Origin of the sequence: Legionella pneumophila subsp. pascullei (assembly GCF_900637585.1) — a bacterium.
In the GTDB taxonomy this organism is placed as follows: domain Bacteria; phylum Pseudomonadota; class Gammaproteobacteria; order Legionellales; family Legionellaceae; genus Legionella; species Legionella pascullei.
On sequence record NZ_LR134380.1, the window covers coordinates 1,587,739 to 1,614,323 of the forward strand.

Genomic DNA, 26,585 nt, shown 5'->3' on the forward strand with positions numbered 1-26,585 from the left:
AATCATCCGATTAAGGGTTAAAATCAAAAGCTAAGGGTAGTAATTCATAAATGGTAATACTATGAAATATTGTGTCTTTATTACAGAGATGTACCATGGTATCAGAGGAAGAAAATTCATGAATCCTTTGTCGGCATGCACCACAGGGAGAGCACAGCAAATTATTTGCAGCTAATACCACAACGCTTTTAATTTTTCGCTCACCTGCAGTAACCATATTACAAATCGCTGAAACTTCAGCGCAAGTTGTTAACCCATAAGAAATATTTTCTACATTCACTCCTGTATAAAAGTTATTTTTATCAGTGCATATACAGGCTGCTACTGAAAATTTGGAATAGGGAGCATAAGCATTGACTAGTGCCCTATGTGCTTCGCTAATCATTTTCGAAGTTAATTTATCCATTATCACCCTCATCATTGGCGTGCAGAATATACTAAATTAATGCTGTGATTTACAAGTATGAGAGGATAAATCCATTTCAAGGTCTGGAGACGGCGGTTCTCTCATTTTTACATCATGCTGCGCTGAGTATAGCGGCTTGGTTCCATGATAAGGTTCTGGGGTAGGATTGGGCTTCAAATTAATTTTTTTCCCAAAATTATTGGTCATTTGTTTATAGCTTTCATCCGTAGAGATATCAGGTTGATAGTCCCCAAATTTCGATTCGAGCCAATATTCCAGTGCTAATGCTCCTACCCCAATACATACAATAGTTGTAATTATAAGTAAGGGTATAGTCATTACTGGAATAAAAAAAGCTGCAGTAGTTGAGACAGCTGTAATGAATCCTATTACACTCATGGATAAAGCATAAGACACGTAGGCATTTTGACGGTCTTTGGAAAAATTTTCTTCAGAGCTGGGCGGATTATTTAATTTGTTGTATTCACCAATAGTCCAAATAATATTGCTGCCAAAGAACAGCCATACTGAAAGAAGAAGCATTATTGGAGAAAAGATTGCCATCATACTGATAGTTGTGGCTATGAGTCCTAGAGCGGCAGCGTAAAGATACTGTTCTTTAAATTGAGCAAACTCATACCATTCTTGGTTCTTTTTAGCTTGACCGGGATAAAAGTGACTTGCAATAAACCATAGACCATAGCCAATCAGATAAAATAAAAGTGAAATCAGATTCAAAGCGGAAGAAACCAAGGCAATGGGTAGGTATTTGATTTTTGAGATTATAAATCCAGATATAAAGAAATAACTACTTGCGTTACTTAATTTTGTAACATTGCTCACAAAATGGTATTCCAATTATTTTTTAGGTTCATTCTACTTAAAAATATAGGTTTTATCTAGTAAACTGGGATTATGAACAAAATGTGTAGTTATATGAGTGTAAAAGGGATTACATAATTTAAAATACAAGTCAAAATTCTATTGATAGTTAAAAAGGAGGAAACTGGATATAGAGATTTTATATACCATCAGCAGGTAAAATGATACGAACGAGCAAACCGCCTTGCTCTCTATTTTTAGCAATAATTTCTCCTTGGTGTAAAGCTACAGCTCTGGATGCAATTGCCAATCCCAACCCATAACCACCTGTTTTTTTGGTTCTGGAGGTATCCACTCGGTAGAAAGGATTAAATATTTTTTCCAGTTGATCTTCAGGAACTCCGGGTCCTTTATCACTAATATCAATATAAAATTGATCTTTGTTTTCATTATAGCTTGATGAAATAATGACTTTTTCATCTGGAGGGGAATAGTGTGATGCATTACGGACAATATTTTCAATGGCTCTGTGTATTAAGCGTTGATCAATGTTTAATTCACAAGGTGTAATTATTCCAGCTTGTATTCTTATAGAATGATGACTGAATTCATAATTTGCATCACTTATAACTTGCGCAAGCAAATCAGCAATATTTGTTTGAGATAAATGAAGCTCAGTTGTCGATTTCTCTAAACGAGCAAAGTCGAGAATTTCACCTATTAAATCATTAAGTCTGGATGTTTCGATTTCCATGCGGGCAAATTCATTATCAGCCAAATGCTTGGTTTTCTTTTTCCCTAATTCTATGGCAATTTTAAGTCGGGCTAATGGAGAACGTAATTCATGGGAAATATCCTGTATTAATCGCTCCTTGGAATGAACAAGTGCTTCTAATTGCTCAGCCATTCGATCGAATTCATTGCTTAACTCGGCAATCTCATCTTTACTATGACCTCTGAAGCGGCCAACACGAGTATTTAAATTGCCTTTAGCAATGGATTTTGCTGCCATGCCTAATGAGCGTAAAGGCTGAGTTAAATATCGTGAGAGTAAATAGCAGATAAGTCCACTAATGAATATGGCCAGAGTTAAACGTATAGTCAGGCCAGCCCAAGGGATTTGCACAAAATAAGAGATTGGTTTTTCACTGACAGCTGCAAGCCGGTAATATTTTCCAGAAGTTGATATGATCTCATGACTAACAACCAATTTTCCTGTCTTAAATATGCCATCGCTGGGGAGTTCATCATTTATTAAATTTTCTGAAATTTTTTTTACGTTTTCAGGTGGTTTCTGTGCACCAATGATTTCGCCTGTGCTGGTTAGTAAATAAAGTGTCATATGACGAGAAAGGCCTATTTTATCAAGCCATTTCAAAAGTGCTGATTGTTGGCCTGACTCATAGGTAGCAACAGCTGCGTTGGCGTAACTGTCCATGAACATTTCTTCTCGAGCTGGTTGTGATGATTTTTGTGCGATTTGGCTGGTAACCCATGCTGTAGTAAAAATAATTAAAATGGTGGCAAGCCAGAAAGAAACAAATATTTTCCAGTACAAGCTACGCATTAAACATGTATCCAAATCCTCGGACAGTTTTGACTAAAGGTTCACCTTGAGGATTATCACCCAATTTATTTCGCAAGTTACTGATGTGAACATCAATGCTGCGGTCATATGCGGTGTATTTCCTTCCCAAAGCATATTCGGTGAGTTCCTCTTTAGAAAATGCTTGTCCTGGTGATTTGATTAACATTTCCAAAATATTAAACTCTGCATTGGTTAATTCAAGAAATTTTCCTCCCATAGTCACGTGACGTTTGGAGCAATCAACGATGATATTGTGCTGTTCAATAATTGGTTTGGGAGTTGGGATTTTTTGAGTGCGTCTTAAAATAGCTCGCAGACGTGCGACTAACTCTCGTGGATTGCAGGGTTTGGGCAAATAATCATCTGCGCCAATTTCTAATCCAACGATGCGATCGATATCATCGCCACGAGCAGTTAACATCAATACAGGTGTTTCCAAATGCTCTCTTATTGCTTTTAATACTTCAAAACCATTCAGTTTAGGCAGCATGACATCCAGTATGATGGCATCAAATACTTGATTTAAAGCTTTTTTAACACCATTTTCTCCATCATGTACGCATACTACATTGAAGCCTTCGGGCTCCAAATATTGGGTTAATAAGTCTGTTAGTTCTGTGTCATCATCAATAATGAGAATAGAGCTGCTCATGAATTATTTATCCTTCAACAGTAGAATTTGGTTTCTCGGAAATTCTTTTATCGAGACATTCTAATAACTTTATTCTTCTCGAATCGGCATTAAGAACTTTGAATTCAAAATCATCTATGGTTATTACTTCACCTCGTTGAGGTAAATAACCGAATTTGTTTAATACTATGCCCCCAATTGTATCATAGGTTTCATCACTAAAATCAGCTTGGAGCTGTTCGTTGAATTCTTCTATTGGAGTATGAGCTTTGATTATATAGCAGTGGCCTTCATGGGCTTTGATATAGGCGTCTTCATCAATATCAAACTCATCTTCTATGTCGCCGATTATTTGTTCAATGATATCTTCAATGGTAACGAAGCCTGATACCTCTCCATATTCATCGACAACAATAGCCATATGGTTTCTATTACTTCGAAACTCGCTAAGCAGACTATCAAGGCGCCTGCTTTCAGGTACAAACGTTACCTGGCGGCAGATATCCAATAAATCAAACGATCCCATGTTTTCTGGCTGATATCTTAACAAATCTTTCGCGTGCAAAATACCAACAATTTCATCAGGATTTTCACCAGTTACGGGAAAGCGTGAATGTCCGGTTTGAGTTACAATGGATATAATATGTTTAAAATCATCGTCTTTATTAATACAGACCATTTGATTTTTAGGCAGCATGATATCTCGAACACGCATTTTTGAGAAAAGCATAGCTCCTTCAACCATTGCGAGGGTCTCTGAACTAATCAAGGAGCGTATTTGCGCATCTCTTAATAAACTGACCAGTTCTTCCTGATTTTGTGGCTCTCCTTGTAAGAACTGTTTTAAACGAGAAAACCACGACCCACCATCTTCCAATTTATTCAAGTTCATTTTCCTCGACTTCATATGGATTAGCATAACCTAATTCAGCCAGTAACTTGGCTTCGAGCATTTGCATAATAGAGGCTTCTTCATCTTTTATATGATCATACCCTAATAAATGCAACACCCCATGAATCAGGATTAAAGACCAATGTTCATGTAGTGATTTATTGAATTGAGCGCTTTCTGCAAGTAACACTTGAGGGCAAATAACGACATCACCTAAAAGAGGACATTCCAATTCAATGTTCGCAGGTAGGGAGGATGGAAATGCAAGAACATTGGTTGGTTTGTTCTTCTTTCTATAAGTATGGTTAAGATAAGTCATTTCTTCAATATCAACCAGACGGATTGTTAGCTCAGCATCCTGTTTATGATCTCTTATAGCCAGTGATGCTAGTTTGGTGATTTCATCTTCACTCAAGGGCAATAATTTCCCTGTAGCATTTTGTATGTCAATGTGATAGGTCATTTTTTATTCCTTTCTATCTCATTATCATAGCAATCTACGATTTTTGAAACCAAAGGATGTCTGACGACTTCACGACTGGTAAACGTATGAATGCTAATATCGGGAAAGTGCCTAAATAATTGAATGGCATGCGCAAGGCCAGAGTCAATGCCTTTAGGTAAGTCCACTTGAGTAATGTCACCTGTAATGACTGTTTTAGAGCCAAAACCCATGCGTGTCAGAAACATTTTCATTTGCATAATGGTGGTATTTTGAGCCTCATCCAGGATAATAAAAGATTCATTTAAAGTCCTGCCTCTCATGAAAGCTAATGGAAGAATTTCAATGATGTCAGTTTGAATTAGCTTTTGAGTTTCTTTAAAGCCTATCATTTCATACAATGCATCATAAATAGGCCTTAAGTAAGGCAAGACTTTTTCTACCAGATCACCTGGAAGAAAACCGAGTTTTTCACCCGCCTCTACAGCAGGCCTTACAAAAATAAGTCTTTGCACCTCGCCTTTTTCAAAATATTCTATTGCTTTGGAAACAGCCAGGTAAGTTTTACCAGTCCCAGCTGGCCCTACTGCAAAAGTAATATCATGTTTATTAATAGAGTCCAGATATGCGGCTTGCTTGCTATTACGTGCAGAAATTGATTTTCGGGATAATCTGATATGGTGAGTCATTGCTGTTTGATAATCCTCATTGATTAAGACTCGTAGTGTTTTAGCATCTATAGGTTCGGCAGTTAAAGGATACAATAACTTTAATACTTTTTTTATCTCTTCAAAATGGTCACCTGATTGGCCACATATTAGCATATTATGATTTTTGAGTTTTATTGAAACCTTGAAGTGCTGTTCTAAAATTTTTAAGTTACTATGCAAAACTCCACACAGGTTTGCGAGTTCCCTGGTATTAAGAGGTGGTAATTTGATTATTTCACTGTTTAATGTACTACTCAAAGTTTTTATAAAGATTAATGACCATACTTAAAGAATAGTGCAAAAGTACTATGTTGTGCAAGTTGTTCAAAGAAAAGGATAGTTTAGTCTTTACAACATCTTATTTTTATCTGTTTTTGATAATAATTATCGTGCGTTTAGCGACATAAAAGTCATAAAAGCCTTTTATGTCGAACTCACGTTAATTATGCTATACTTCGATTTTTTTAAATTAGCTGCAATTTATGATCGATCTTCATTGTCATAGTTCTTTTTCTGATGGCGCACTAACTCCAGAAGAACTAATAAAAAGAGCGAATACTTTACAAGTGCAATGCTTATCTCTTACTGATCATGATACTGTTGCCGGATACGACTCTTTATATAGTGCTGCAATGCATACAAACATTGAAATAGTCAGAGGGATAGAACTCAGTACTCGTTGGAAGAAATATGACATTCATATACTTGGTTATCAAATTAAGCACACATCAGAATTACAAGAGCTGATCGCGCATCAAAATAAAAGCCGAATAGAACGCGCCGAGAAAATTGGAGAATCCTTGCATTTGGTTGGTATTGACAATGCTTATGAAAAAGCCTGTTATTTGGCAGGCCATGAGCGGGTAGGTAGACCTCATTTTGCCCAAGTACTGATTAATGAGGGAAAGGCAAAAGATATGAAGTCAGCTTTTAAAAAGTATCTCGGGAGAGGCAAATGTGCCTATATTCCTACCTTATGGATTAGTATGCACGATGCGGTCAAAGGCATATTGTATTCTGGGGGTCAGGCTGTGATAGCTCATCCACTTAAATATGGATTGACGCGTTCAAAATTGCGTGAGTTAATCGTGGAGTTTAAAGAGGCTGGCGGTGTTGGTATGGAAGTGGTTTCTGGGGAAATGACCACTGTCCAAGTTCAGGAAATGGCCGGGATATGTGAGCGATTTCATTTGCTCGCCTCATCAGGATCAGATTACCATAGTGACGTTCAATCTTGTATAAGTCTGGGGCGTCAGCGACAATTACCAATAACATGTACGCCTATTTGGCAAGAATGGAATATTAAACAGGGGACTTTATGAGTCAGTTTTTTGCTTTACATCCAGATAACCCTCAAGCACGCTTGTTGAGAAAAGCAGTTTCAATCATTGAGGAAGGGGGATTGATCGTTTACCCGACGGATTCTGGCTATGCTTTGGGCTGTAGTTTGGGCAATAAATCGGCGCTGGAGCGGATCCGTCGCTTACGTCAATTAGATAAGAATCATAATATGACTCTGGTTTGTCGTGACTTATCCCAGTTAGGTACTTATGCCAAGGTTTCTAATCCTATTTTTAGATTATTGAAGGCTTTCACTCCAGGCTCCTACACCTTTATTCTTAATGCTACACATGAAGTGCCTCGCTTGATGCTTCATCCAAAACGAAGAACGTTGGGGTTAAGAGTACCCGATAACACGATTACTTTGTCTTTATTGGAGTGTCTGGAAGCTCCTTTAATGAGTACTACCTTAATTTTACCAGGAGCTGAAGCTCCATTAAGTGAACCTGAAGCAATTAAGGATTTATTAGGTAACCAAATTGATTTAATTATTGATGGTGGAAATTGTGGTCATGAACCTACTACAGTTGTTGATTTAACTGGAGATTATCCAGTAATTATAAGGGAAGGAAAAGGAGACCCTGAACCCTTCAGGTAATGGAATATAACCAAGGGTTTGTTAGTATTTAGTGAAAGAGAATTTTGTGTTACCCCTACCAGGCTTGAGTTGACATAATTGAATGTCATTTTGTCCGGTTAGCTCTTGATATGAATCTCATGTCTCTAATCTTGATAAAATTTAGATAAAATGTGTTTCACGCAAGCATGCGGTTAGAAAGTCACGAGACAAAGAGATTTTTGTATTTAAAATAGTTGATTAATTTATAACAAGAAGAGGAAATTGATGTCAGCATTGTTTACTTCCAATAAGCGAGTCGTTTCTGGAATGAGGGTCAGTGGAAGATTGCATTTAGGTCATTATCATGGTGTTTTAAAAAATTGGATAAAATTACAACATCAATACGATTGCTTCTTTTTTGCAGCGGATTGGCATGGCCTGACAACACAATATGAAGAGCCTAATTTTATTGAAAAACACCTATGGGATATGATCATTGATTGGTTAGCTTGTGGGGTTAATCCTGGCTTATGCAAGATATTTATTCAATCCTGGGTTCCAGAGCATGCTGAATTACATTTGCTTTTATCCATGATCACTCCTTTAGGATGGCTGGAGCGAGTTCCCAGTTACAAAGATCAACAGGAGAAATTAAAAGAAAAAGATTTATCGACCTATGGTTTTTTGGGATATCCTTTACTCCAAAGTGCCGATGTACTTTTATACCATGCTGATTATGTTCCAGTAGGTGAAGACCAGGTAGCTCATATTGAGTTAACTCGAGAAATAGCTCGTCGATTTAATTATCTTTATGGTAGAGAACCCAATTTTGAGGAGTTAGCTGCTGCAGCCATCAAAAAAATGGGTAAAAAGAATGGGAAAATTTATACCGAATTACGCAGGCAATTTCAGGAGCATGGCATCCACGAATCCATACAAACAGCGCAGGCACTTTTAGAGGATCAACCTAATTTATCGATTGGAGACAAAGAGCGATTATTGGGATATTTGGAAGGAAGTGGGAAAATTATATTAAGCGAACCACAACCTTTGTTGACAGAGACCGCAAAAATGCCTGGCCTTGATGGACAAAAAATGTCCAAATCCTACCATAATACGATCATGTTAAGAGATGAACCGGCTCTAGTTGAAAAGAAAATTTTGACTATGCCCACGGATCCGGCACGCGTTAAACGTACAGATCCAGGAGAGCCGGAAAAATGCCCTGTTTGGCAATTCCATAAAATATATTCTAATGAGGAAGTAAAAGATTGGGTGCAAAAAGGCTGTCGAACTGCTGGGATAGGCTGTATCGACTGTAAAAGACCAGTGATCGATGCTATCCAACAAGAAATTAAACCAATACAGGAAGCAATTACAGATTATGAGGCTGATTTAGGATCAGTAAAGCGTATCGTAGCAGAAGGAAGTGAGGCAGCCAGAGAAGAAGGAAACAAGACTTTAAATACAGTCAGAGAAGTGATGGGGCTTGATTACTAATGAATGTGGAGTTGCAGCCTGCGCCTATAGTGAAAGCGGTGATAGATGGTAAAGAAATTACTCAGTTTCCAGATGATTTGTATATTCCTCCTGATGCATTAGAGGTATTACTGGATTCTTTTACTGGGCCATTAGATTTATTGCTGTATTTAATCCGCAAGCAAAATATTGATATTCTTGATATTCCCATGACGAGCATAACCAACCAGTATTTACAGTATATCCAACTTATGGAAAATCGAAGAATGGAATTGGCTGCTGAATATTTATTAATGGCAGCCATGTTAGCTGAAATTAAGTCTCGTTTATTATTGCCGGTTATCCCAGATGCAGAGGAGGAAGAAGAAGATCCTCGTATGACTCTGGTTAGACAATTGCAGGCTTATGAGCAAATAAAACAAGCGGCTGAATTATTGGATGGATTGCCAAGACAAGACAGAGATAATTTCACAATTCAGGTTAATCCCAATGAGGTTGAAACAATTAAAGTTTATCCTGAAGTTGAGTTGTCTGATTTAGTTGAGGCTATGAAAGTTTTGCTGAAACGTGAAGAGCATTATTCTAAACATCAAGTTTCCCGAGAGTTGATGTCCGTTCGTGAGCGAATGAGTCATATTTTGTTTCAATTACAACATCAAAAAATTTTGGAATTTAGTCAATTATATACACTGGAAGAGGGCAGGATGGGTTTGGTTGTGAATTTTTTAGCCATTCTTGAATTGGCCAAGCAGTCTTTATTAATCATTACACAAACTCAGCCATTTTCACCTATACATTTGCAGGCTGCATGAAATGATTGACAATGAATTAATAAATATTGTTGAAGCTTTGGTATTATCCAGTAATGAACCTCTTGCTTTAGAAAAAATCCAAGAGACCTTTGATGAGTGGCAAAGACCAACATTAGAAGATTTGCAGGCTATAATAGAGAGCTTAAAAGCGGATTATTCTTCTCGTGCTTTTGAGCTTATCCAGGTTGCAGGTGGTTTTAAGGTACAAACCAAATCGAAATATGCTACCTGGGTTGCCCGTCTCCAAATCGAGAAGCCAGCAAAGTATTCGCGGGCACTGCTTGAAACTTTGGCAATAATTGCATATAAGCAACCTGTTACGCGGGCTGATATTGAAGAAATTAGAGGAGTTGCCGTTAACAGTCAGATCATGAAAACGTTAATGGAGAGAGAGTGGATTCGTATAGCAGGCTATAAGGATGTAGTGGGAAAACCAGCTGTTTATACGACGACAAAAGAATTTTTAAATTACTTTAACTTAAATTACCTAAGTGAACTTCCTCCCTTACCTGAAATAATGGATACATTAACCCTGCACGAGGCAACCCAATCTATAGAAGAGTGTACGCAAAATGAGTAGTGAAAGATTACAGAAAATATTAAGTCAGGCTGGCCTCGGATCTCGTCGTGAAATGGAGCGGTGGATTGATAATGGTTGGGTGCAGATTAATGGTAAACCAGCCAAGCTGGGAGACTCCGCTGGACCTCATGATAAAATTAGCGTCAAAGGAAAGTTGATTCCCAATCCCTTAAAGATCAAGCAAAATATCCGAGTTCTTCTTTACCATAAACCCGTCGGTGAGGTCTCCAGTCGACATGATCCAAAGTTTGAAAAAACAGTATTTGACAATTTACCGCATCTTAGACAGGGGCGGTGGGTGCAAGTGGGGCGCCTGGATTTAAATACTTCCGGGTTACTCATTTTTACTAATAATGGCGAATTGGCAAATCAACTCATGCATCCAAAATATGGTTTGGAAAGAGAGTATGCCGTACGGGTTCATGGTCAAGTCAGCCAGGAAGCTTTAAATAGCTTATTGAAAGGAGTTCTGTTGGATGACGGTTTGGCAAAGTTTACCAAAATCCAATTTCGTGGAGGAGAAGGAACTAATTCCTGGTATCATGTGACCATTAATGAAGGAAGAAATAGAGAAGTACGTCGGTTGTGGGAGTCTCAGGGCGTTGAGGTTAGTCGATTAATAAGAATCCGTTATGGTATGCTTACTATGCCCAGATTTTTATCCAGAGGGCAGTTTTATGAGCTTACCCCAAAAGAAGTTACCGAGTTTCTTGATTCTTTACCCAAAGAATTATCTTAAATGATTTAAAATCGGATGTTGGATTTCACTGTGCTCAATGGCAATCTGATGCTCTATTTACTGTCTTGAAAGAAATTATGGCTTTCTGCACAGTTGTTTTTGACTAATCCTATTTTCTTTTTGAGATAAGATAACAAACCTTGCTAATTTTTGTTTCCAAGACTCGTTTGTTTGGTAATTTCAGTGTCGACCATATCATTGACTTCCTTTTCTGAAAAGAAAGGGCGAGTCCCGGTAAAATGAACAGCTTGTTTAAAAATATCTTTGGGAAGCATACTTAAATAACTTTTTCTATCTAAATAAGCACTGACAAAACCTTTTAACATGGGAGTCATTTCTTTGTTTAGAGGAGGATATTTTGCAACCAATTCCCGCAGAGAAATCAGGTGACTGGTATCTTGACTTAGAATTTCTTTTAACATTTTTTTTGTGTGTGAAGTAATCGAATCGGAGGCAAGAATTTTTCTGTAATCGTTGTCGATAACTCTGATTTCTCTGAACGATTCGAGTCTTGAGTTTTGAGTCCCTCCTGTTAATAAGTAAATGAGTAAACATCCTGTTAAGAATGATGAATTATTATCAAATTGGTTTGATTCATTACAATCATCAACAAGACCAATACAACCTAATTCAGGATATATTTGTATTCGAGCCAGTGGGGGTTGAGTAGAGTATAAAGAACTTCGAGAAAACTTTATCTCAAATGTTTGGGGGTTAATGTAAAGATCGCTAATATCAAACAGTGGAGCCTTTCTATTATCTTTTTCATTAAGGCTTCCATTTTGGCTCAAATTCAACAAGCATGTGATGATTTTTTGCAAAATACATAGAGCATCTTTCTCTGACATGAGAAATTCTTGTTTTTCCTTTTCAGAAAATTTTATAGCCAAATTTTCTACATATTTTTTTAAAGAAATGAAGGCTGGTAGATATTCTTCTACAACTACCAGACATTCATTACCATTTGATTGAAAGATTTCATGTATTTTAACAGTTGAATCTGAACTATCATTGAACTGAGCTTTAAGGTCCTCTATGAATTGGTGGGCATTATTAACATCATGTAAATCAATAATTTTAAGTACTACTTCTGTATTATTATCATCTGCAAGAAAACATATGATTCCATTGTAATTTTCATCAGCATTCAATCTTCTGGTAATTCTATAGTTGTTAAATATTATTGGGTACAATGGACTGTATTTTTTAAACCAGCCATAAAATTCTGTAGCAGAATGAAACACGTAATTCTCTCGGTTGTTTTTATGGTGGTATTGTACTTAATTTAATCCAGTTAGAAAATAATTACTACATTACAAATAAATTTAAAACTTCGAATAAAGAAATCTTTTCTTTCATGTTAAAATGTATAAGCTTAAAGACATATTTTCTACCTTGTGTTTATTATGAGGCCAATAATTTGAAGAAGCAGGATATACATTGAACTTTATTTGCCCTAAAAACCACACCAAAATTTGGTTCAAATCATTCAATATTAGAAAACCTGCCCCAGATTATTTGCCTCATGAGTTTGAAGAGAGTTTTAATGCCTAATTCATCAGATGTTTTAAGGCGTGTCGAAAATCACCTTGCATTGACTACGTGTGAAGATATAAAAAATGTCATGCAACCTTTGCTCACAAAACACGGCATGACAGTCTTTAATTATTATCTAATCTATTTTGATAACTCTGTCATCAGACTTTCTACAGATCAAAAATGGACTGAACATTATTTTAAAATGAACTACCTGGAAACGCTGACTATTCCGGAATCCTATTTAAAAAAACCGTTGAATTATTATTTATGGCTACTAGATGACTGTCCTTTGATGCTCCAGGATGCCGCAATAAATTTCGACATGGCCAATGGAATATCTATTGCTAAAATAAACCATGATTCTATAGAGTATTTTTGTTTTGCAAGCAGACGTGATAATACAAGTATTGTCAATAACTTTTATCTCAATAACTTAGATGTACTAGAACAATATAGTCTTTACTTTAAAGATCAATTTAATTCAATAATAAGTCAATTCGAAAAAAATAAAATAATACTCCCCTCTAATGCCAGTTGTTGCCACCGCAACAAAATCAATAAAGAACTAAAAAAATCCCTTCTTTCTCCTCGGCAAAAGGATTGTGCAAAGCTCTTGTTGCAAGGAATGAGTTATAAAGAAATTGGGAAAATACTCCAATTATCAGCAAGAACTGTTGAAACCCATGTTAATCAATTAAAAACAAAGTTGGAATGTGATAATAAAGCTGAGTTGATTATTCAATTGAACGGAATCATTACAAGATAAATAACCATTTTATCCGTGATTTTACGGATATTCTCCAAATGTTGTTTTAAGTATTCTTTATGTTTTTAAACAAGAGAGTATTTCAATGCAGAATAAGGCCGGACTCCAAATTCTTTTTCCCGATTGGATAGCGCAATCGCTTCTAGTCTCAACGTAAAGCGTTACGAACAAGCAGGGAATAATCCCTAAACAAAAATAGCTTAATCACATTTGCCTATAAATGCGGTTTGAGGGATATCCGAATACAGCAAGACCTGATTTTTTTTTCTTTTTTATGATCATAATTTATAAAATTTTAGAGTATTGGTTTCAAATTGAACAAAATATGCAAGAAAAATCAAGGGTGAAATTACGATAATGCGTTAAAAAAGAGAATGTTGTAAATGAAAGAAAAAATGATATTAGATAAGTCAAATATTGCAAATGCTATTTTTAGAAATCTTTCGGCAGATGAAATCAGGAGAGTCAAAGGTGTATCGCATATTTTTTATGAGCGAGCCACTGAGTATTTGGTAGGTAATCTTAAGAATGAAAATTTTCACCTTGATAGGGTTGTTCCACCTTCTGATGCGATACAAAGAGAGCAAAAAATTGAATTTTGTGCCAAAGCCTTACAAACACTTATTTGTAGTATATCTGAAGGAGAAGAGGGAAAGTCTGAGAAATTGCATAAATTTAATAATATGATGGAAAAAATACGCCGTGCTGTACAATCTAACCTGGGTCTAAGTCGTGTTCAAAGAGAAATATATGAAACTTTCCATCCCATTTATGTCAAACTCGGAGCGCCTGTTTTCCCAATTACTGATGAGGGGCAACTTGATCCAGGCAGCATCGTTTATCGAACTGAGCATGTTAAAGGGAGCGATGAACGGAAAGCATCATGGGTTATATTATTAAAAGATGACTCAAAAGAAGATGGGCTTTCCATTTGTTTTGATACCAAGTTTCGTAAATATCTTCTACATATAGATGGTTCAGGCCACGTTACTTCTCAATTAACACTTAGATGGGCTGCTATTTATGACGATTTATTGCCGGATAAGGTCGCACAGCAACCCCTTAGAGCCTTTACTCCTTGGCAGAGGCATGCTGAGGCAAATTTTTTTAATGGACGTTCGACCAATAAAATATTGGGATTATTAACAAAGAATTATCCCGAAATATTCAACTATGATCCTACCTCTTACTTTAAAGAAGAACCTGTCTTTAGTGTTGCATTAAATAGAAATGCACCACAGAAGCTGTTAACAGATAAAAAAAATATTTATTTAACTTTAGATGAATCTTTTTTTAAAAAGCCAGATGGTTTTGAAGCTGGTTTAAACAGGCAGCCAATATTGGCTGTTATAAAAACAAGTTCCCCACTAAGAGGAGATTGTTTTTCTGTGGTGCCAGCCATTTACGAAAAACAGCGGCTTCATATTCTAATTAAGGGACATCAACAACACACTCGAGTTGTTGATGTTTTTCATGCAAATTTTAAAACGGGAGAACTTCAATCTTGGGAGTTGCTTGATGATGTTTCGATTTTCGGAAAATCCTCAAGCGAGTACAAACCTGAATTAATTGATTTAAATCTTTTATCCAATCAACAATCGGAGTTAATGTCTCATGTTTCAACAGCGCCGATGGTCAGAGGGAGTGGACCTGGTGCCCGTCAATATTGGTTGAGTGGGTTTTTCAAAAGCACAGTTTATAGTGAAATGATTGTAATTGCAGAAATTTTCAATAGCCGGTTTATGAGCACTCCGTTAGCATCTTTGGAACAAACACTTCATCATTCAGATGCAACAAAAAGCTTTTATCGTTTGCAATTTAGTCGTCAGGAATTAGAAAAAGCTAAAGAGTTTGTTTTTCAGTTGGCTATCCCTAATGAATTTTCCAAGCAAGAAGATTTTGACTTTTTTTATGGTGAAAATGGCAATAAATTAGAAGAAACAACAAAGCTTGCTATTCTCATGTTAAAAAGAATGGTGCCCAAAGAATTCCATCATAAAATTCGTATTGGCATTAATATGTGCTGTCCTGCTGCATCAGTGGAAACCATTGGATCAGGATTTGGTTTACGTAATAAGCCTGATTTTATAGAGCGCATTGTTAAAGCGATAAAGGATACTGATTCAAACCTGAAAGTTGAATTTAAAACTTTAATGTTATCACATGAAGATGGCTATGGTGATGGTAATCAAACATCTTGTAGCACAAAAAATATCTCGGAAGTTCAAAATGAACGTCTCACACGACTAGTTTCCAAAACGAAGGCGGATAGATTCGTATATCAAGGAAAGCCACGCAATATTGAAACTTATAGCGTAGATGCAGTGTCATGCATTATCAGAGAAGCTAAGACCCCAAAGGAATTCCAGTTTGGGTATAGCGGGATGGTTGCTACTATTACAAATCATGACATATATCAATTAGGTTATACGAATGTCGGTGAGCCACATTACAGCGTGCAAAGTATTCTTGAAAAAATTAAAAAGCAATTAGGAACAGTGCCAGTTGAATTTGAAGTGATGTTAGGTCGAGTTTTGCTGGGTTCTGCATGGGTTTTACAAGGACGATATGCCACTGATGCAGAAATTCTTTTACATACTTTGCTTCAGGCAGCGATTGAGCAAGAATGGGCCGAAGGAATGGGACGATATGGTATGGATATATATCAAATTCAAATTCTCTATAATATAAGGCATATTACCAATGATAATTATAGGAATTATCTAATTAATAAAGTACTTAATGCTGAATCTACACAAAAAATAATGGATGGGATATTTGAACAATACCTAAGCATTAAGAAAAAAGGGGAATGCAATGTTTTACAGCTTCACAGACTTGAGCAAGCGGTGTTTGCAGCAATACCTCATAACAAGGTTCTTCAACAATATAAATCAATTACAGAGACTAAATCGAAATTGAGGACAGGTTTTCAATTTTTCTCAAATCAACAAGATGAAAAGCAAAAATTCGAGGAAAAGTCTGTCATTGCTCCTTAGTATAGTATTGCACATTAAAGTATGGTTGATATGGATAGTTATATTGAAATAGCTACTCATAGTTTAAAAATTAAATATAAACTTATAATTCTTTATAGGAAATAACGAGAAAGATGAAAAATAATAAGCCTGTAATCACTGTTGATTTAAATGATCCGGTTAAGAGTCTGGAAAATCTTGAAAAGGCGTTCCAAATTGGTACTTTTATTCTAAAAAATTCACCGGTGAATTTCAGAAGATTATCGAAGGTTTTATCTAATCTGGATACATTTTACAATTTAGATTTTAAAACCAAAATAGATATTTCTGGACAAATTTCAGGTAGTGGTGCAACTAGAGGCTATTTTCCACTCGGTATAGAAAGTGGTCTTGTTGGGGTGTTTGAAAAAAAAGAATCTTACTCATTTGGGTGGCCTGATAATGAAATCCCGGATTCAGATGCCTCCAATTTATCATTAGTCGCCCCCAATATCTATCCTGATCATGGTTATATCAACCCGGATGATATTAATGGATTGATAAAAGATTTTGCCAATACAGCAAAAAAATTGTCCAGGTTAATTGAAATCATCCTCTTCGATGGAAAAACTGTCTTACCGATTGATGAATCTTCAGATTTTCAATCGTTGTTACGAAGCTTCAGGTATTACAAAAAGACAGAATTTGACCCTCCTAATACAGGAGCAAACTCGCTTCACACAGATTGGAATTTGATTACTTTGGTATATGCAGATGCTGATGGGTACCAATATAGAGATAGTGAGGGCAACTTTCAAAACATAATCCCTGAAACAGATGATTGCCTTATAGTTAATTTTGGAGATTTTTTATCAGCTTGGACTGGTGGAAAAATTATTAGTCCTTGGCATCAGGTAGTTGAGGCAAAGAAAAAAGATGTAAGAAATTCTTTAGTCTTCTTCTATTATCCAGCGGCCTCTAGCTCAGCTGTTAAAAATCCTATATATAATCAAGGTGAACCTCTAAGTTTGTTTGTTGATCAGTCTGATCCTTTAAATAGGTTATGGGATTTTTCTAAAATAAGAACTATGAATGAAATGTATGCAGAAAAATGGAAACAAGTGAGTAGAAGATAGGGTTCTATTTAAGACACTAAACAATGTTTATTATAATAAAAAAACTCTTGGCTGATATAATTTTTTATTTCCTAGTAATATGTATATGCTGCTATTAGGAATCATTGTTCTCTTCTAATCCCAATAGGGATTAGAGTTTAGTATATTTACATATGAGCTCACTTGTCTCAAGAATATGACCTTGCATAGCATATTCAACGTCTTTCTTTGTTGCTTTTTCATCCAGAGATAAAAAAGTATCCAAAGCATATAACCTAAAATAATATCGATGTGTTCCGCTTGGTGGGCATGGTCCGCCGTAACCTGTTTTGCCCCAACTATTCTTGACGCTTATCGCTGAGTCGGGTAAATCTATAGCTGCATCCAGCTCGTTATAACTTGCCGGTATATTGAATAAAACCCAGTGAACCCATAATCCTCCTAACGCATCCGGATCATCCATAATTAATACATAGGATTGGGTATTTGGTGGAGCGTTTTCCCACTCAAGCGGTGGAGGATAATCCAATCCATGGCAAGTAAATTCATCAGGAATAAAATCGTTATGTTCAAATGCCGGGCTTGTTAGTAATAAACTCAAAATACTCTCCTTATCTCTCTAGGATACAGCATTGTGAATCTTAATCTTTTGTTATTTTTCCCTACTACCCTTAAATTATATTAGCATGGTAATTTTGGAACTGCCATTCATCAAAGTCATCAAGAAATTGAAAATATTATTCTCTTCATTGACTCTTGCTCCTCCTAATCATTAGTATATAAACCTATTAAATATTTGCTCAACTGGAGAGTTTTAATGAAGGATTTATTGGTCTATATTTTATTTTTTATTTTTTCTTCATTAATTAATGTAGCTTGGGCTGATAGTAATTTGTGTATTGCTATCAATAATTTTGGTACAGTGCCAATTAATGTTTCCGGCGTTAATTCATTAGAAGAACACATAGTTAAACCTCGAGAAACAGTAATTTTGCCTGAAAAAGAGGTTTCTGCTTCTTGTTTTCCTGATTGGGGCTGTGACGTCATTATTGTTCCAATCGAGCAAAATGCTAAAGGATTATATCTTAAACAGCTTCCTAAAGGATCTCGTATTATTTATAGTCAGACCGATCTCTATTATGTGAATCGAACTGCCAATGTTCCATGCATACCAGATCTCTGATTCTTTATATTATCCAATGTAAATAAGAAGGTATCTATCTTGACATCTTACCAAGAAAGACAAGTTAAAATCCCGGGTTTTACTATTGCCCTTAAAATTTGGAATTCAGAAAATCCTAATCCAGTATTGTGTTTGCACGGTAAAATGGATAACGCAGCCAGTTTTGATTTGCTCGCGCCTTTGTTATCGGACAGGCAACTGGTTGCAGTGGATTATCCTGGAACAGGACTGTCAAGTCACTATCCTGAGGGTGTTGTTCCTCATTGGAAAAATGATGCTTTTCTAATGTGCCATGTTATCAAGGCATTGGGATGGAAGAGTTTTGATATTATTGCTCATTCATTAGGTTCATTTTTGGCAACTGTTTTAGCCATTGCACAGCCTAAACAAGTCAATAAACTGGTGTTTTTAGATATTTTAGGACCAACGGTTCATATTATCGAGAACAGTATGGCTTATTTACCCCTAAATATCGAAAGCTATTTAATATCGGGGAAACAACCAAGAACTGTATTTGCAAGTCGGGATGCTGCGATAAAAGATCGTATGAATATTGGTAATATAAGCTATCAAGCAGCTCAAGCCTTAGTTCAAAGGGGCACAAAACAAGATAAAGAAGGTTGGGTTTGGACATTTGATCCTCGATTACGTTGCATTAGCTCGACTATTCCCCATGAAGATGAAATTCGAGCTATGTTTCGTGCTATTGACGCGCCAGTTTGTCTTATTCTCTCTAACCAAGGTGTATCTTATCCCGACTCTGTTTTTAAAGGTCGTTCCCAAGCAATAAAAAATTTAACCATTCATAGAGTACAGGGAGGACATCATGTGCACATGGATGATCCTGCTCCTGTCTCGGAAATTATTTCTCAATATTTAAGTTCTAAATAAAATTGGTTTACTAAAAAATAAGCCGTATAAATGGGCACTTGTTCTTAATTTGATGTGTGAATGATTGATAATGAATGATCTTATGCTGTATAATTGTTCAATCTATTTAATTGTGGAGCATTGATATGCCTAGATGGTTTAGAAGAATAGTAGATGAGGGAGAAAGGCTGTTTGTTGAAGTAACTGATGAATTGCGAGATGAAAGTGAAGTGCATAAAGCCGTAAGTCAGTTACACTTACGTGTTGGACAAATTTTAAATGCCAATCGATCAAGGCTTGAAAAACCGGTTATTGAAGCAGCTGAAGGCTTTCTTCATGATCTAGGGGTCATCCTGGAAGAAGATTCCAGGTTGAGATTTCCTCATGCACCAATAAACCAATATCTACTCGCAGATAAGTGTACTGATATTATATACAGCTATAAGCCTTCTTTGGAGTCAGACCCAGGGATTTGGAATCAGATCAAGGCTCATATCAATAACTTTATTGAAATAATCTTCGGTTTAGAGAATGTTTTACCAACGGCTCAGACTATGTTTGCAAAAGATGTGAATTTCACCATGTGCAAAAGAAATCTTTCCAGGTTAAAGGAGTCACTTGAAAGTGATGCACCTAGTCTGTTGTCTGTGCTGGTCAGTTGTTAAATCGTCTTTGGATTTAATTAATTTGCATACACATTAAATTTTTCTTGAATGACCAGATACTGTATAGATATGCATTGTCTTGGTCATCCTTGTGTCTGGCTGACAGTGATATAACTGAGACAAACCTAGGTGGGTGACTCAATTAGTTCTTTTCCATCCTCTTTTTTTAAGCTAGTAAATATCAATCCTGAAAGAATTGTAAGTATCCCTAAAGCAAAAAAGGTTAGATGAAAAATCTTAACTGTTAAAACAAAATGCTGCGAAATCTGAACTGTGAATAAACTGACCAGTAGGGCAGAAATTGCTACCCCAAAACTTTGGGATAACTGTTGGACCGTGCTCATAATGCTCGTTGCATAACTCATATCATTATCATCAATATTCGCATACGCAAGGGAATTCATCCCTGTGTATTGTAACGCAATGAAAAATCCATAAAGAAATGTTAAAACACCAATGTAGATGACAGAAGTGCTTTGATTGATGGTGGCAAAGGACCAGAGAGAAAAACAGACTAAAACTGTATTTAAAATGAGTAATTTTTTATAACCCAATTTTCGTAAGATAGAGAATGATAATGGTTTAACCAGGAATACGCCCAATGCTACTGGAGTAAGTAGCAATCCTGACAACTGTGGAGAATACTCTAAAATAATTTGAAATAGTAATGGCAATAAAAAGGGGATTCCACCGAAGCTTAAACGAGTTAATAAATTCCCAAGTACCGCAATACGAAATGTTCTTATATTTAATAAAGTAACTTTTATTATAGGATTACTCTTGTTACGAGAATGTTTGGTATATCCAATTAACAGCAAGGCAGATAAAAGGATAATTGAAACCGAGTAGCTGATATCCGCTTTAGTCTCACTAAACAAAGACAAACCTAAAGTTAAGAAGGCAAGGCCTGCTCCGAACATTATAAATCCTAGTTTATCCAAAGGCGGAACTGTTCTGGGCTGGATAGTTGGAAGCAGTTTGTGAGATAAAAGTATAGCGATTATGCCAACCGGGATGTTGACCCAAAATATCCAGCGCCATGAAAAATAATTAGTAATAATACCGCCCAGCAAGGGACCAAGTAGCATGCCTACCGAGGCAATCATGACGACAATACTCATTTTTGTGATTAATTCGTGGCGTTTACAAGTTCTCAGAATAATTAAACGTCCAACAGGCACAGTTAGTGAGCCGCCTAAACCTTGTATAATTCTAGCCAATACTAACTCCCAAAGACTTTGAGTGAATCCACACCATAACGAACTTAAGGTAAAGACACCAATAGCTGCTATAAATACCTTTTTTACACCATATTTATCAGCAATCCATCCACTTATAGGAATAAAGATTGCCAAACTTAAAAGATAGCTAATGAGAGCAAGTTTGAGATCAATGGGATTGACTTCTAAACTATGAGCCATAACCGGGATTGCTGTGTTGAGAATAGTTGTATCAATAGCCTCCATAAACATGGCGCATGATACAATGAACATAATAATATTTTTCTTCATAATGCTTGTTTTATAAGAGTGAGAAAGGTTAATTTTTACTAATTTGAAACTCTATTAAGGTTACAAGTCCACTCCAGTATTTTGTCCAATGATGATCATAATGATCTTTGTTGTTCACACGCTTTAGCAAAACACCATTTTCGACTTTAAATAATGGAGCTGTATCATTTATCTGTTCAATTTTAGAGTAGTCGGGGAATACGTCCATCTCTGGATAGTATTCAGGGATGACTCCATTCATAAAAGTGCTATGGATACTATCTGCAGAACGTTGCATGGCATCCAGTATGACCATTCTCTGTAATTCAGCTTCAGGTTTATATAAATAGCCATCGCCATAGGCAACCCAACTTATTCCTTCATGGTTCACTACATTTAATCCATGTTGATTATCTTCATTATGCATCAAATTGGCGATAAGAAGATTTAAAACAGAAGGCAGTAAAATATCATGTCCTATGGCTCGTCTTGGGGTACGCATATGTCCTGCAGAAAAAGAATCAGTTAAGTAATGATTTGCAAAGGCGTTTTGAGCGTAGGCTAATTCAAGGAGTTTGCGAGCTTCATCAACAAATCCCTGCTGCTTTTTCTCATAAGCTTTTAATGCTGTTTCCAAAGCAAATCTATGCCCTGTTTTATAAGCTACAAGTGAATCAGGGACAAAGTGATCATAGTTGACTTCAGCTAATTTAATATAATTACCAAAGGGTATAAAACTACTGATGACACTTCCACCACAAGTCAGTTTGTTTAATTCCTTACTAATAGCCGTGTCGTGCTGATTATAATAATCCCAATCGTTTGTTCCGTTTTGTTTTGATTTTTCGAGTTCGCTAGCTAGACTGACAAAGAATTGATTAAGATGAGTTATCTGATTAAGGGGATTAGAGCAACGTTTGTCTTGCTTGTTACCTAAAGTCCCAAGAGCGTCAAACTGCGCCTGGAAACAAGCTAACCTGTTTTTCTCGGAGCAATTTGATATGGGTTTTGCTGGATTTCCAAACATATCACCACCGTACATCACGATCTCGCCATAACTTAGTTTACTCCCGTTGGGTAATGTCAGTTTTACAATCCCCGCCTTGCTGTCATGGCTAGGCAAATGCAGTTGAACCATATCCCCCAGATTTTTATGTTCCAGGTTGGCAAAGCCTGCGCCAAATTTTTCTAAAAATTGAATGGTCGTTGGTTGATATGTTGCATTGATAGAAGATGCTTCCTTAGCGCTGATGTTATGGGTTATTAACAATGACAAAGACAAAGCTCGTGTGATATTCTTTAACATTATGCATTCCCTTGATTATTTGGCCCTTTATTTGGGCATTTTTTGTTTTTTATATCCATACGACATTGTAAAAATGTAGCATGAGATTTTTATAATTGATAATTATTTGAGAATCATTTCATGAGAAAAGTTAAGCCAAAATTAAATCCTACCTCACAAACCGCTGAAATCGTGAATTTAAGCCATGATGGGAAGGGGATAGCACGAATTAATGGAAAGGCGACTTTTATTCAGGGAGCATTACCTGGTGAGCTGGTTGAATTTCAGTATACACGAGTGAAAAAAGATTTTGATGAAGGTAAATTATTATCCATTGTCAAGCCTTCTACTCTTAGGGTTGAACCAAAGTGCCCTCATTATCAGATGTGTGGAGGCTGTTCTTTGCAACATATGAGTGCTGAGGAACAAATTCGTTTTAAGCAATCCCATCTTTTGGATTTATTATCGCGGTATGGCCATACTGAACCTCAAACAGTACTGTCGCCTTTAACAAGTCATCATTGGAATTATAGAAATAAAGCACGCTTAAGCACCCGCTTTGTAGAAAAGAAACAAACCACGATGGTTGGATTTAGAGAGAGGAATAATCCAAGGTTTATCACGGAGATAAATCAATGTCCTATTCTTAATTCAAGAATAGATACTGATATTGTTCATTTGAGAAAATTAATCGATACAATGGAGGATAAGCATTGTATTGCGCAAATTGAAGTGGCTGCGGGTGATAATGAAGTGGCACTGATTTTCCGAAATCTTTCTCCATTAACAGAGCAAGATGAGTTAAAAATTCGGGAGTTTGCGCTACAATTCCAATACAAGGTGTTCCTGCAGCCAGGTGGACCTGATTCGGTTTTTTGTTTTTATCCTTCAAATACGCACGATTATTTGAGTTATGAGCTGCCAGATTATCAAATTACTTTTCAATTCCATCCTAACGATTTTACTCAGGTAAATGCCGAGTTAAACAGAAAGATGGTAACGCAAGCAATCCAGTTAATGGAATTAAAAAATTCTGATATCGTGCTAGACTTATTTTGTGGGCTGGGTAATTTTTCACTTCCCATGGCTAAGCATTGCTCTAGAGTTATCGGCATCGAAGGCAATAAGAGCATGGTTGAAAGAGCCTATATGAATGCCAAGTCTAATCATATTACCAATGTGGATTTTTATACCGCTAATCTTGATGATGTGATGGAAGTTAGGAATCTGGCTAATACGTCTTTTAACAAGGTATTAATCGATCCTCCCCGGTCTGGTGCGCTTGAAATTGTAAAACAAATTGATGCAATTGATCCTGAGCGTATAGTATATGTATCCTGTAACCCGATAACATTAGCTCGAGATACAGATATATTGGTTAATCAAAAAGGTTACGTTTTGATAACAGCTGGGGTAATGGATATGTTTCCTCATACAGCGCACGTCGAGTCTATAGCCTCGTTTCAAAAAGGATAATATGTATGGTAAGAGTAAAAGATACGACTCCTTTGACGTCGGATGGCAGTATTGATGTAGAGATGTGGCTACATCATCTTGGTTCAAAAGGATATTTGGATAATCTTGAACTCGTACGAAATGCCTGTACTTTAAGTCAATTGGCTGGCCAGGATCATGCTACTGAAACAGGACAAACCTGTTTACAACAAGGGTTATCAATGGCTGATTTACTTGCTGACCTGGAAGTAGATCAGGAAACTCTGGCTGCCGCTATTATTTTTGAAAATGTTCATTATGCAGATTTATCCATTGACGATGTTGAGGAGCAATTGGGGCACAATATTGCCAAATTGGTCAAAGGCATAGAAAAAATGAGTGCCATGAACAATTTCCAGGCTTTAAATAAATACCCGCAAAACAAAAATCAAATTGACAATATTCGTAAAATGCTCCTCGCGATGGTTGATGATGTGCGAGTTGTTTTAATCAAACTAGCGGAGTGCTTATGTATTTTAAGAACGGCAGGGCATCTATCTGAAACGGTGCGTAAGCAATTGGCAACCGAAGCCATGGAAATTTACGCGCCCTTAGCTAACCGCTTGGGAATTGGGGCAATCAAGTGGGAAATGGAAGATTTGGCTTTCCGGTATTTGCACCCAGAAGAATATAAGGCGATTGCCAAGGGGCTGAAGGCTAAACGCCTGGAAAGGGACAACTTTGTCAATCGCATTGTCGAGCAGCTTGAACATCAGATTCGAGCAACAGGAGCTCGACACTTCGCTGTTTATGGCCGTTCAAAACATATCCATAGTATTTATAAAAAGATGAAGCGCAAAAATGTATCATTAGACGAGATATATGATGCAACAGCTGTTCGTATTCTGGTAGATACTGAGGTGCAATGTTACGAAGTGTTAGGCATGGTTCATACTTTGTGGAAGCAAATTCCAGCAGAGTTTGATGATTACATTATTAATCCAAAATCTAATGGCTATCAGTCGCTTCATACTGCAGTAGAGGGTCCTGAAGGAAGGGTTTTTGAAGTACAAATCAGAACTTTCCATATGCATGATTTGGCAGAGATGGGGGTAGCAGCTCATTGGAAATACAAAGAAGGCGCAGTATCACAAAAAGAAAGTCATGAGCGTAAAATAGAATGGTTAAGAGACGTCTTGGCATGGCATCAGGAAATGGCAGCTAATAAAGGTGTTGCAGAAAATGTCACGACTGAATTTCTTGAAGATAGAGTATATGTCTTTACTCCCGATGGGGACGTATTGGATTTACCTCATGGAGTGACTCCTTTGGATTTCGCTTATCATGTTCATAGTAATTTGGGACATCGTTGCCGGGGTGCCAAGGTTAATGGCCATATTGTGCCTTTGACTTATCAATTAAAAACGGGAGACCGGGTTGAAATATTGACTGGAAAAGAAATCAAACCATCAAGAGATTGGATTAATCCTCATCTGAATTATTTAAAGACCGCAAGAGCCAAGGCTAAAGTGTTGCATTGGTTCAAAATGCAAGATTATGAAGATAATATGAGAGAGGGTCGTGAGCTGTTGGAGAAGGAATTAAAATCTTTAGGTATTAAATCGGATAAACTGAATGAGGTTCTTACGGCATTGAATTATAAAAAAGCTGATGATCTTTATGCCAGTTTAGGACGAGGTGATATTAAAATAGGACAAATTGTTAATCGATTGGCGCCTCCAGATACCTCTGAGCAGAATTTACAGAAATTTGTAAGACAACAGCAAAAACCCGAGGTCACAGGCAGTGATCTTCGCATTGAAGGAGTTGGAAATTTATTAACATTTATGGCCAGATGCTGCCAACCTGTCCCTGGTGATGAAATAGTGGGATATATTACCATTGGAAGAGGGGTATCGGTTCATCGTAAAGATTGTCCTAATATTATTCATGCCAGTGATAAACAAAAACGTCGGTTTATCCAGGTGAATTGGGGTACAGCAACACGGGAAAATTATGTCGTTGATGTTTTGATTAAAGCCTTTGATCGTTCCGAGTTGTTGAAGGATGTTACTTCACTGCTTTCAAATGAAAAAGCCCATGTTTATGCTTTACAGACCCATAGCAATAAACATGAAAATATGGCTTATATCACTTTAACAGTTGAGATCGATGGCTTAAACAGTTTGTCGCGCTTATTAACCAAATTGGAGCAAATTCCTAATGTGCTGGAAGCAAGAAGGCAGTTATAGCTTTGGTATGTTCAAAGCGAACCCCTCA

At 36.7% G+C, this 26,585-nt stretch carries 25 protein-coding genes; 14 read left to right on the forward strand and 11 right to left on the reverse strand.

What is annotated here, in order from left to right; translation table 11 throughout:
* Positions 1-10 precede the first annotated feature (10 nt).
* From cdd to EL201_RS07325, 7 genes are all read right to left on the reverse strand, one after another.
* A complete protein-coding gene (cdd, locus tag EL201_RS07295) occupies positions 11-406 on the reverse strand; it encodes a cytidine deaminase (protein WP_027221614.1) in 396 nt (131 codons plus the stop codon).
* Positions 407-442: 36 nt separating this feature from the next.
* Positions 443-1,249 (reverse strand): hypothetical protein, encoded by an 807-nt coding sequence (locus EL201_RS07300; protein WP_027221615.1) that lies wholly within the window; start codon positions 1,247-1,249, stop codon positions 443-445.
* A 178-nt stretch (positions 1,250-1,427) separates the two neighbouring features.
* Positions 1,428-2,795, reverse strand: coding sequence for a two-component system sensor histidine kinase CpxA (cpxA, locus tag EL201_RS07305; protein WP_027221616.1), 1,368 nt, complete (start codon positions 2,793-2,795; stop codon positions 1,428-1,430).
* Positions 2,788-3,468 (reverse strand): two-component system response regulator CpxR, encoded by a 681-nt coding sequence (gene cpxR, locus EL201_RS07310; RefSeq protein WP_011213724.1) that lies wholly within the window; start codon positions 3,466-3,468, stop codon positions 2,788-2,790. The genes cpxA and cpxR overlap by 8 nt, the downstream gene beginning before the upstream one ends.
* 7 nt (positions 3,469-3,475) lie before the next feature.
* The gene (locus EL201_RS07315; RefSeq protein WP_032828821.1) at positions 3,476-4,366 is read right to left on the reverse strand and encodes a CorC family transporter; all 891 of its coding nucleotides are present in this window, start codon (positions 4,364-4,366) and stop codon (positions 3,476-3,478) included.
* Positions 4,326-4,802 carry an rRNA maturation RNase YbeY gene (gene ybeY, locus EL201_RS07320; RefSeq protein WP_027221618.1) on the reverse strand — a complete coding sequence of 159 codons (477 nt, stop codon included), beginning with the start codon at positions 4,800-4,802 and terminating at the stop codon, positions 4,326-4,328. Before ybeY ends, EL201_RS07315 begins: the two co-directional genes overlap by 41 nt.
* Complete coding sequence (locus EL201_RS07325; protein WP_027221619.1) at positions 4,799-5,605, reverse strand: PhoH family protein; 807 nt, start codon at positions 5,603-5,605, stop codon at positions 4,799-4,801. Before EL201_RS07325 ends, ybeY begins: the two co-directional genes overlap by 4 nt.
* Positions 5,606-5,973: 368 nt before the next feature.
* Here EL201_RS07325 and EL201_RS07330 point away from each other — a divergent pair, with 368 nt between their 5' ends.
* The 6 genes from EL201_RS07330 (at position 5,974) to rluB (ending at position 11,001) form a co-directional block, all read left to right on the forward strand.
* Positions 5,974-6,813, forward strand: coding sequence for a PHP domain-containing protein (locus EL201_RS07330; RefSeq protein WP_027221620.1), 840 nt, complete (start codon positions 5,974-5,976; stop codon positions 6,811-6,813).
* Positions 6,810-7,430: an L-threonylcarbamoyladenylate synthase gene (locus EL201_RS07335; RefSeq protein ID WP_027221621.1), complete on the forward strand. Its 621-nt coding sequence runs from the start codon at positions 6,810-6,812 to the stop codon at positions 7,428-7,430. Before EL201_RS07330 ends, EL201_RS07335 begins: the two co-directional genes overlap by 4 nt.
* A 246-nt stretch (positions 7,431-7,676) precedes the next feature.
* Positions 7,677-8,891 carry a tryptophan--tRNA ligase gene (locus EL201_RS07340; protein WP_027221622.1) on the forward strand — a complete coding sequence of 405 codons (1,215 nt, stop codon included), beginning with the start codon at positions 7,677-7,679 and terminating at the stop codon, positions 8,889-8,891.
* The gene (locus EL201_RS07345; RefSeq protein WP_027221623.1) at positions 8,891-9,682 is read left to right on the forward strand and encodes a segregation and condensation protein A; all 792 of its coding nucleotides are present in this window, start codon (positions 8,891-8,893) and stop codon (positions 9,680-9,682) included. The genes EL201_RS07340 and EL201_RS07345 overlap by 1 nt, the downstream gene beginning before the upstream one ends.
* A 1-nt stretch (position 9,683) precedes the next feature.
* Positions 9,684-10,262 (forward strand): SMC-Scp complex subunit ScpB, encoded by a 579-nt coding sequence (gene scpB / locus EL201_RS07350; protein WP_027221624.1) that lies wholly within the window; start codon positions 9,684-9,686, stop codon positions 10,260-10,262.
* Positions 10,255-11,001, forward strand: coding sequence for a 23S rRNA pseudouridine(2605) synthase RluB (gene rluB, locus EL201_RS07355; protein WP_027221625.1), 747 nt, complete (start codon positions 10,255-10,257; stop codon positions 10,999-11,001). The genes scpB and rluB overlap by 8 nt, the downstream gene beginning before the upstream one ends.
* Positions 11,002-11,144: 143 nt before the next feature.
* Here the strand turns inward: rluB and EL201_RS07360 are convergent, their stop codons facing one another.
* Complete coding sequence (locus tag EL201_RS07360) at positions 11,145-12,245, reverse strand: hypothetical protein (RefSeq protein WP_027221626.1); 1,101 nt, start codon at positions 12,243-12,245, stop codon at positions 11,145-11,147.
* Between the two features lie 302 nt (positions 12,246-12,547).
* Here EL201_RS07360 and EL201_RS07365 point away from each other — a divergent pair, with 302 nt between their 5' ends.
* From EL201_RS07365 to EL201_RS07375, 3 genes are all read left to right on the forward strand, one after another.
* Positions 12,548-13,306 carry a LuxR family transcriptional regulator gene (locus EL201_RS07365; protein WP_027221627.1) on the forward strand — a complete coding sequence of 253 codons (759 nt, stop codon included), beginning with the start codon at positions 12,548-12,550 and terminating at the stop codon, positions 13,304-13,306.
* Between the two features lie 383 nt (positions 13,307-13,689).
* Positions 13,690-16,305, forward strand: coding sequence for a lpg1449 family Dot/Icm T4SS effector (locus EL201_RS07370; protein ID WP_027221628.1), 2,616 nt, complete (start codon positions 13,690-13,692; stop codon positions 16,303-16,305).
* 113 nt (positions 16,306-16,418) lie between these two features.
* Positions 16,419-17,399, forward strand: coding sequence for a 2OG-Fe(II) oxygenase family protein (locus tag EL201_RS07375; protein ID WP_027221629.1), 981 nt, complete (start codon positions 16,419-16,421; stop codon positions 17,397-17,399).
* Positions 17,400-17,529: 130 nt separating this feature from the next.
* On the opposite strand, the gene EL201_RS07380 is transcribed toward EL201_RS07375, so the two are convergent.
* The gene (locus EL201_RS07380) at positions 17,530-17,979 is read right to left on the reverse strand and encodes a YbhB/YbcL family Raf kinase inhibitor-like protein (RefSeq protein WP_027221630.1); all 450 of its coding nucleotides are present in this window, start codon (positions 17,977-17,979) and stop codon (positions 17,530-17,532) included.
* Positions 17,980-18,195: 216 nt separating this feature from the next.
* On the opposite strand from EL201_RS07380, the gene EL201_RS07385 reads away from it, so the two are divergent.
* From EL201_RS07385 to EL201_RS07395, 3 genes are all read left to right on the forward strand, one after another.
* A complete protein-coding gene (locus tag EL201_RS07385) occupies positions 18,196-18,561 on the forward strand; it encodes a hypothetical protein (RefSeq protein ID WP_027221631.1) in 366 nt (121 codons plus the stop codon).
* 39 nt (positions 18,562-18,600) lie between these two features.
* Entirely contained in the window at positions 18,601-19,452 is an 852-nt protein-coding gene (locus tag EL201_RS07390; protein ID WP_027221632.1) for an alpha/beta fold hydrolase, read from the forward strand.
* A 125-nt stretch (positions 19,453-19,577) separates the two neighbouring features.
* Entirely contained in the window at positions 19,578-20,096 is a 519-nt protein-coding gene (locus tag EL201_RS07395) for a hypothetical protein (protein ID WP_027221633.1), read from the forward strand.
* Positions 20,097-20,221: 125 nt separating this feature from the next.
* Here the strand turns inward: EL201_RS07395 and EL201_RS07400 are convergent, their stop codons facing one another.
* Both EL201_RS07400 and EL201_RS07405 read right to left on the reverse strand, forming a co-directional pair.
* Positions 20,222-21,607 (reverse strand): MFS transporter, encoded by a 1,386-nt coding sequence (locus EL201_RS07400; RefSeq protein ID WP_027221634.1) that lies wholly within the window; start codon positions 21,605-21,607, stop codon positions 20,222-20,224.
* A 28-nt stretch (positions 21,608-21,635) separates the two neighbouring features.
* Positions 21,636-22,892, reverse strand: coding sequence for a hypothetical protein (locus EL201_RS07405; protein WP_027221635.1), 1,257 nt, complete (start codon positions 22,890-22,892; stop codon positions 21,636-21,638).
* A 120-nt stretch (positions 22,893-23,012) separates the two neighbouring features.
* Here EL201_RS07405 and rlmD point away from each other — a divergent pair, with 120 nt between their 5' ends.
* Together rlmD and relA are read left to right on the forward strand one after the other, a co-directional pair.
* Positions 23,013-24,347 carry a 23S rRNA (uracil(1939)-C(5))-methyltransferase RlmD gene (gene rlmD / locus EL201_RS07410; protein WP_027221636.1) on the forward strand — a complete coding sequence of 445 codons (1,335 nt, stop codon included), beginning with the start codon at positions 23,013-23,015 and terminating at the stop codon, positions 24,345-24,347.
* Between the two features lie 5 nt (positions 24,348-24,352).
* Entirely contained in the window at positions 24,353-26,557 is a 2,205-nt protein-coding gene (relA, locus tag EL201_RS07415) for a GTP diphosphokinase (protein ID WP_027221637.1), read from the forward strand.
* Positions 26,558-26,585 lie beyond the last annotated feature (28 nt).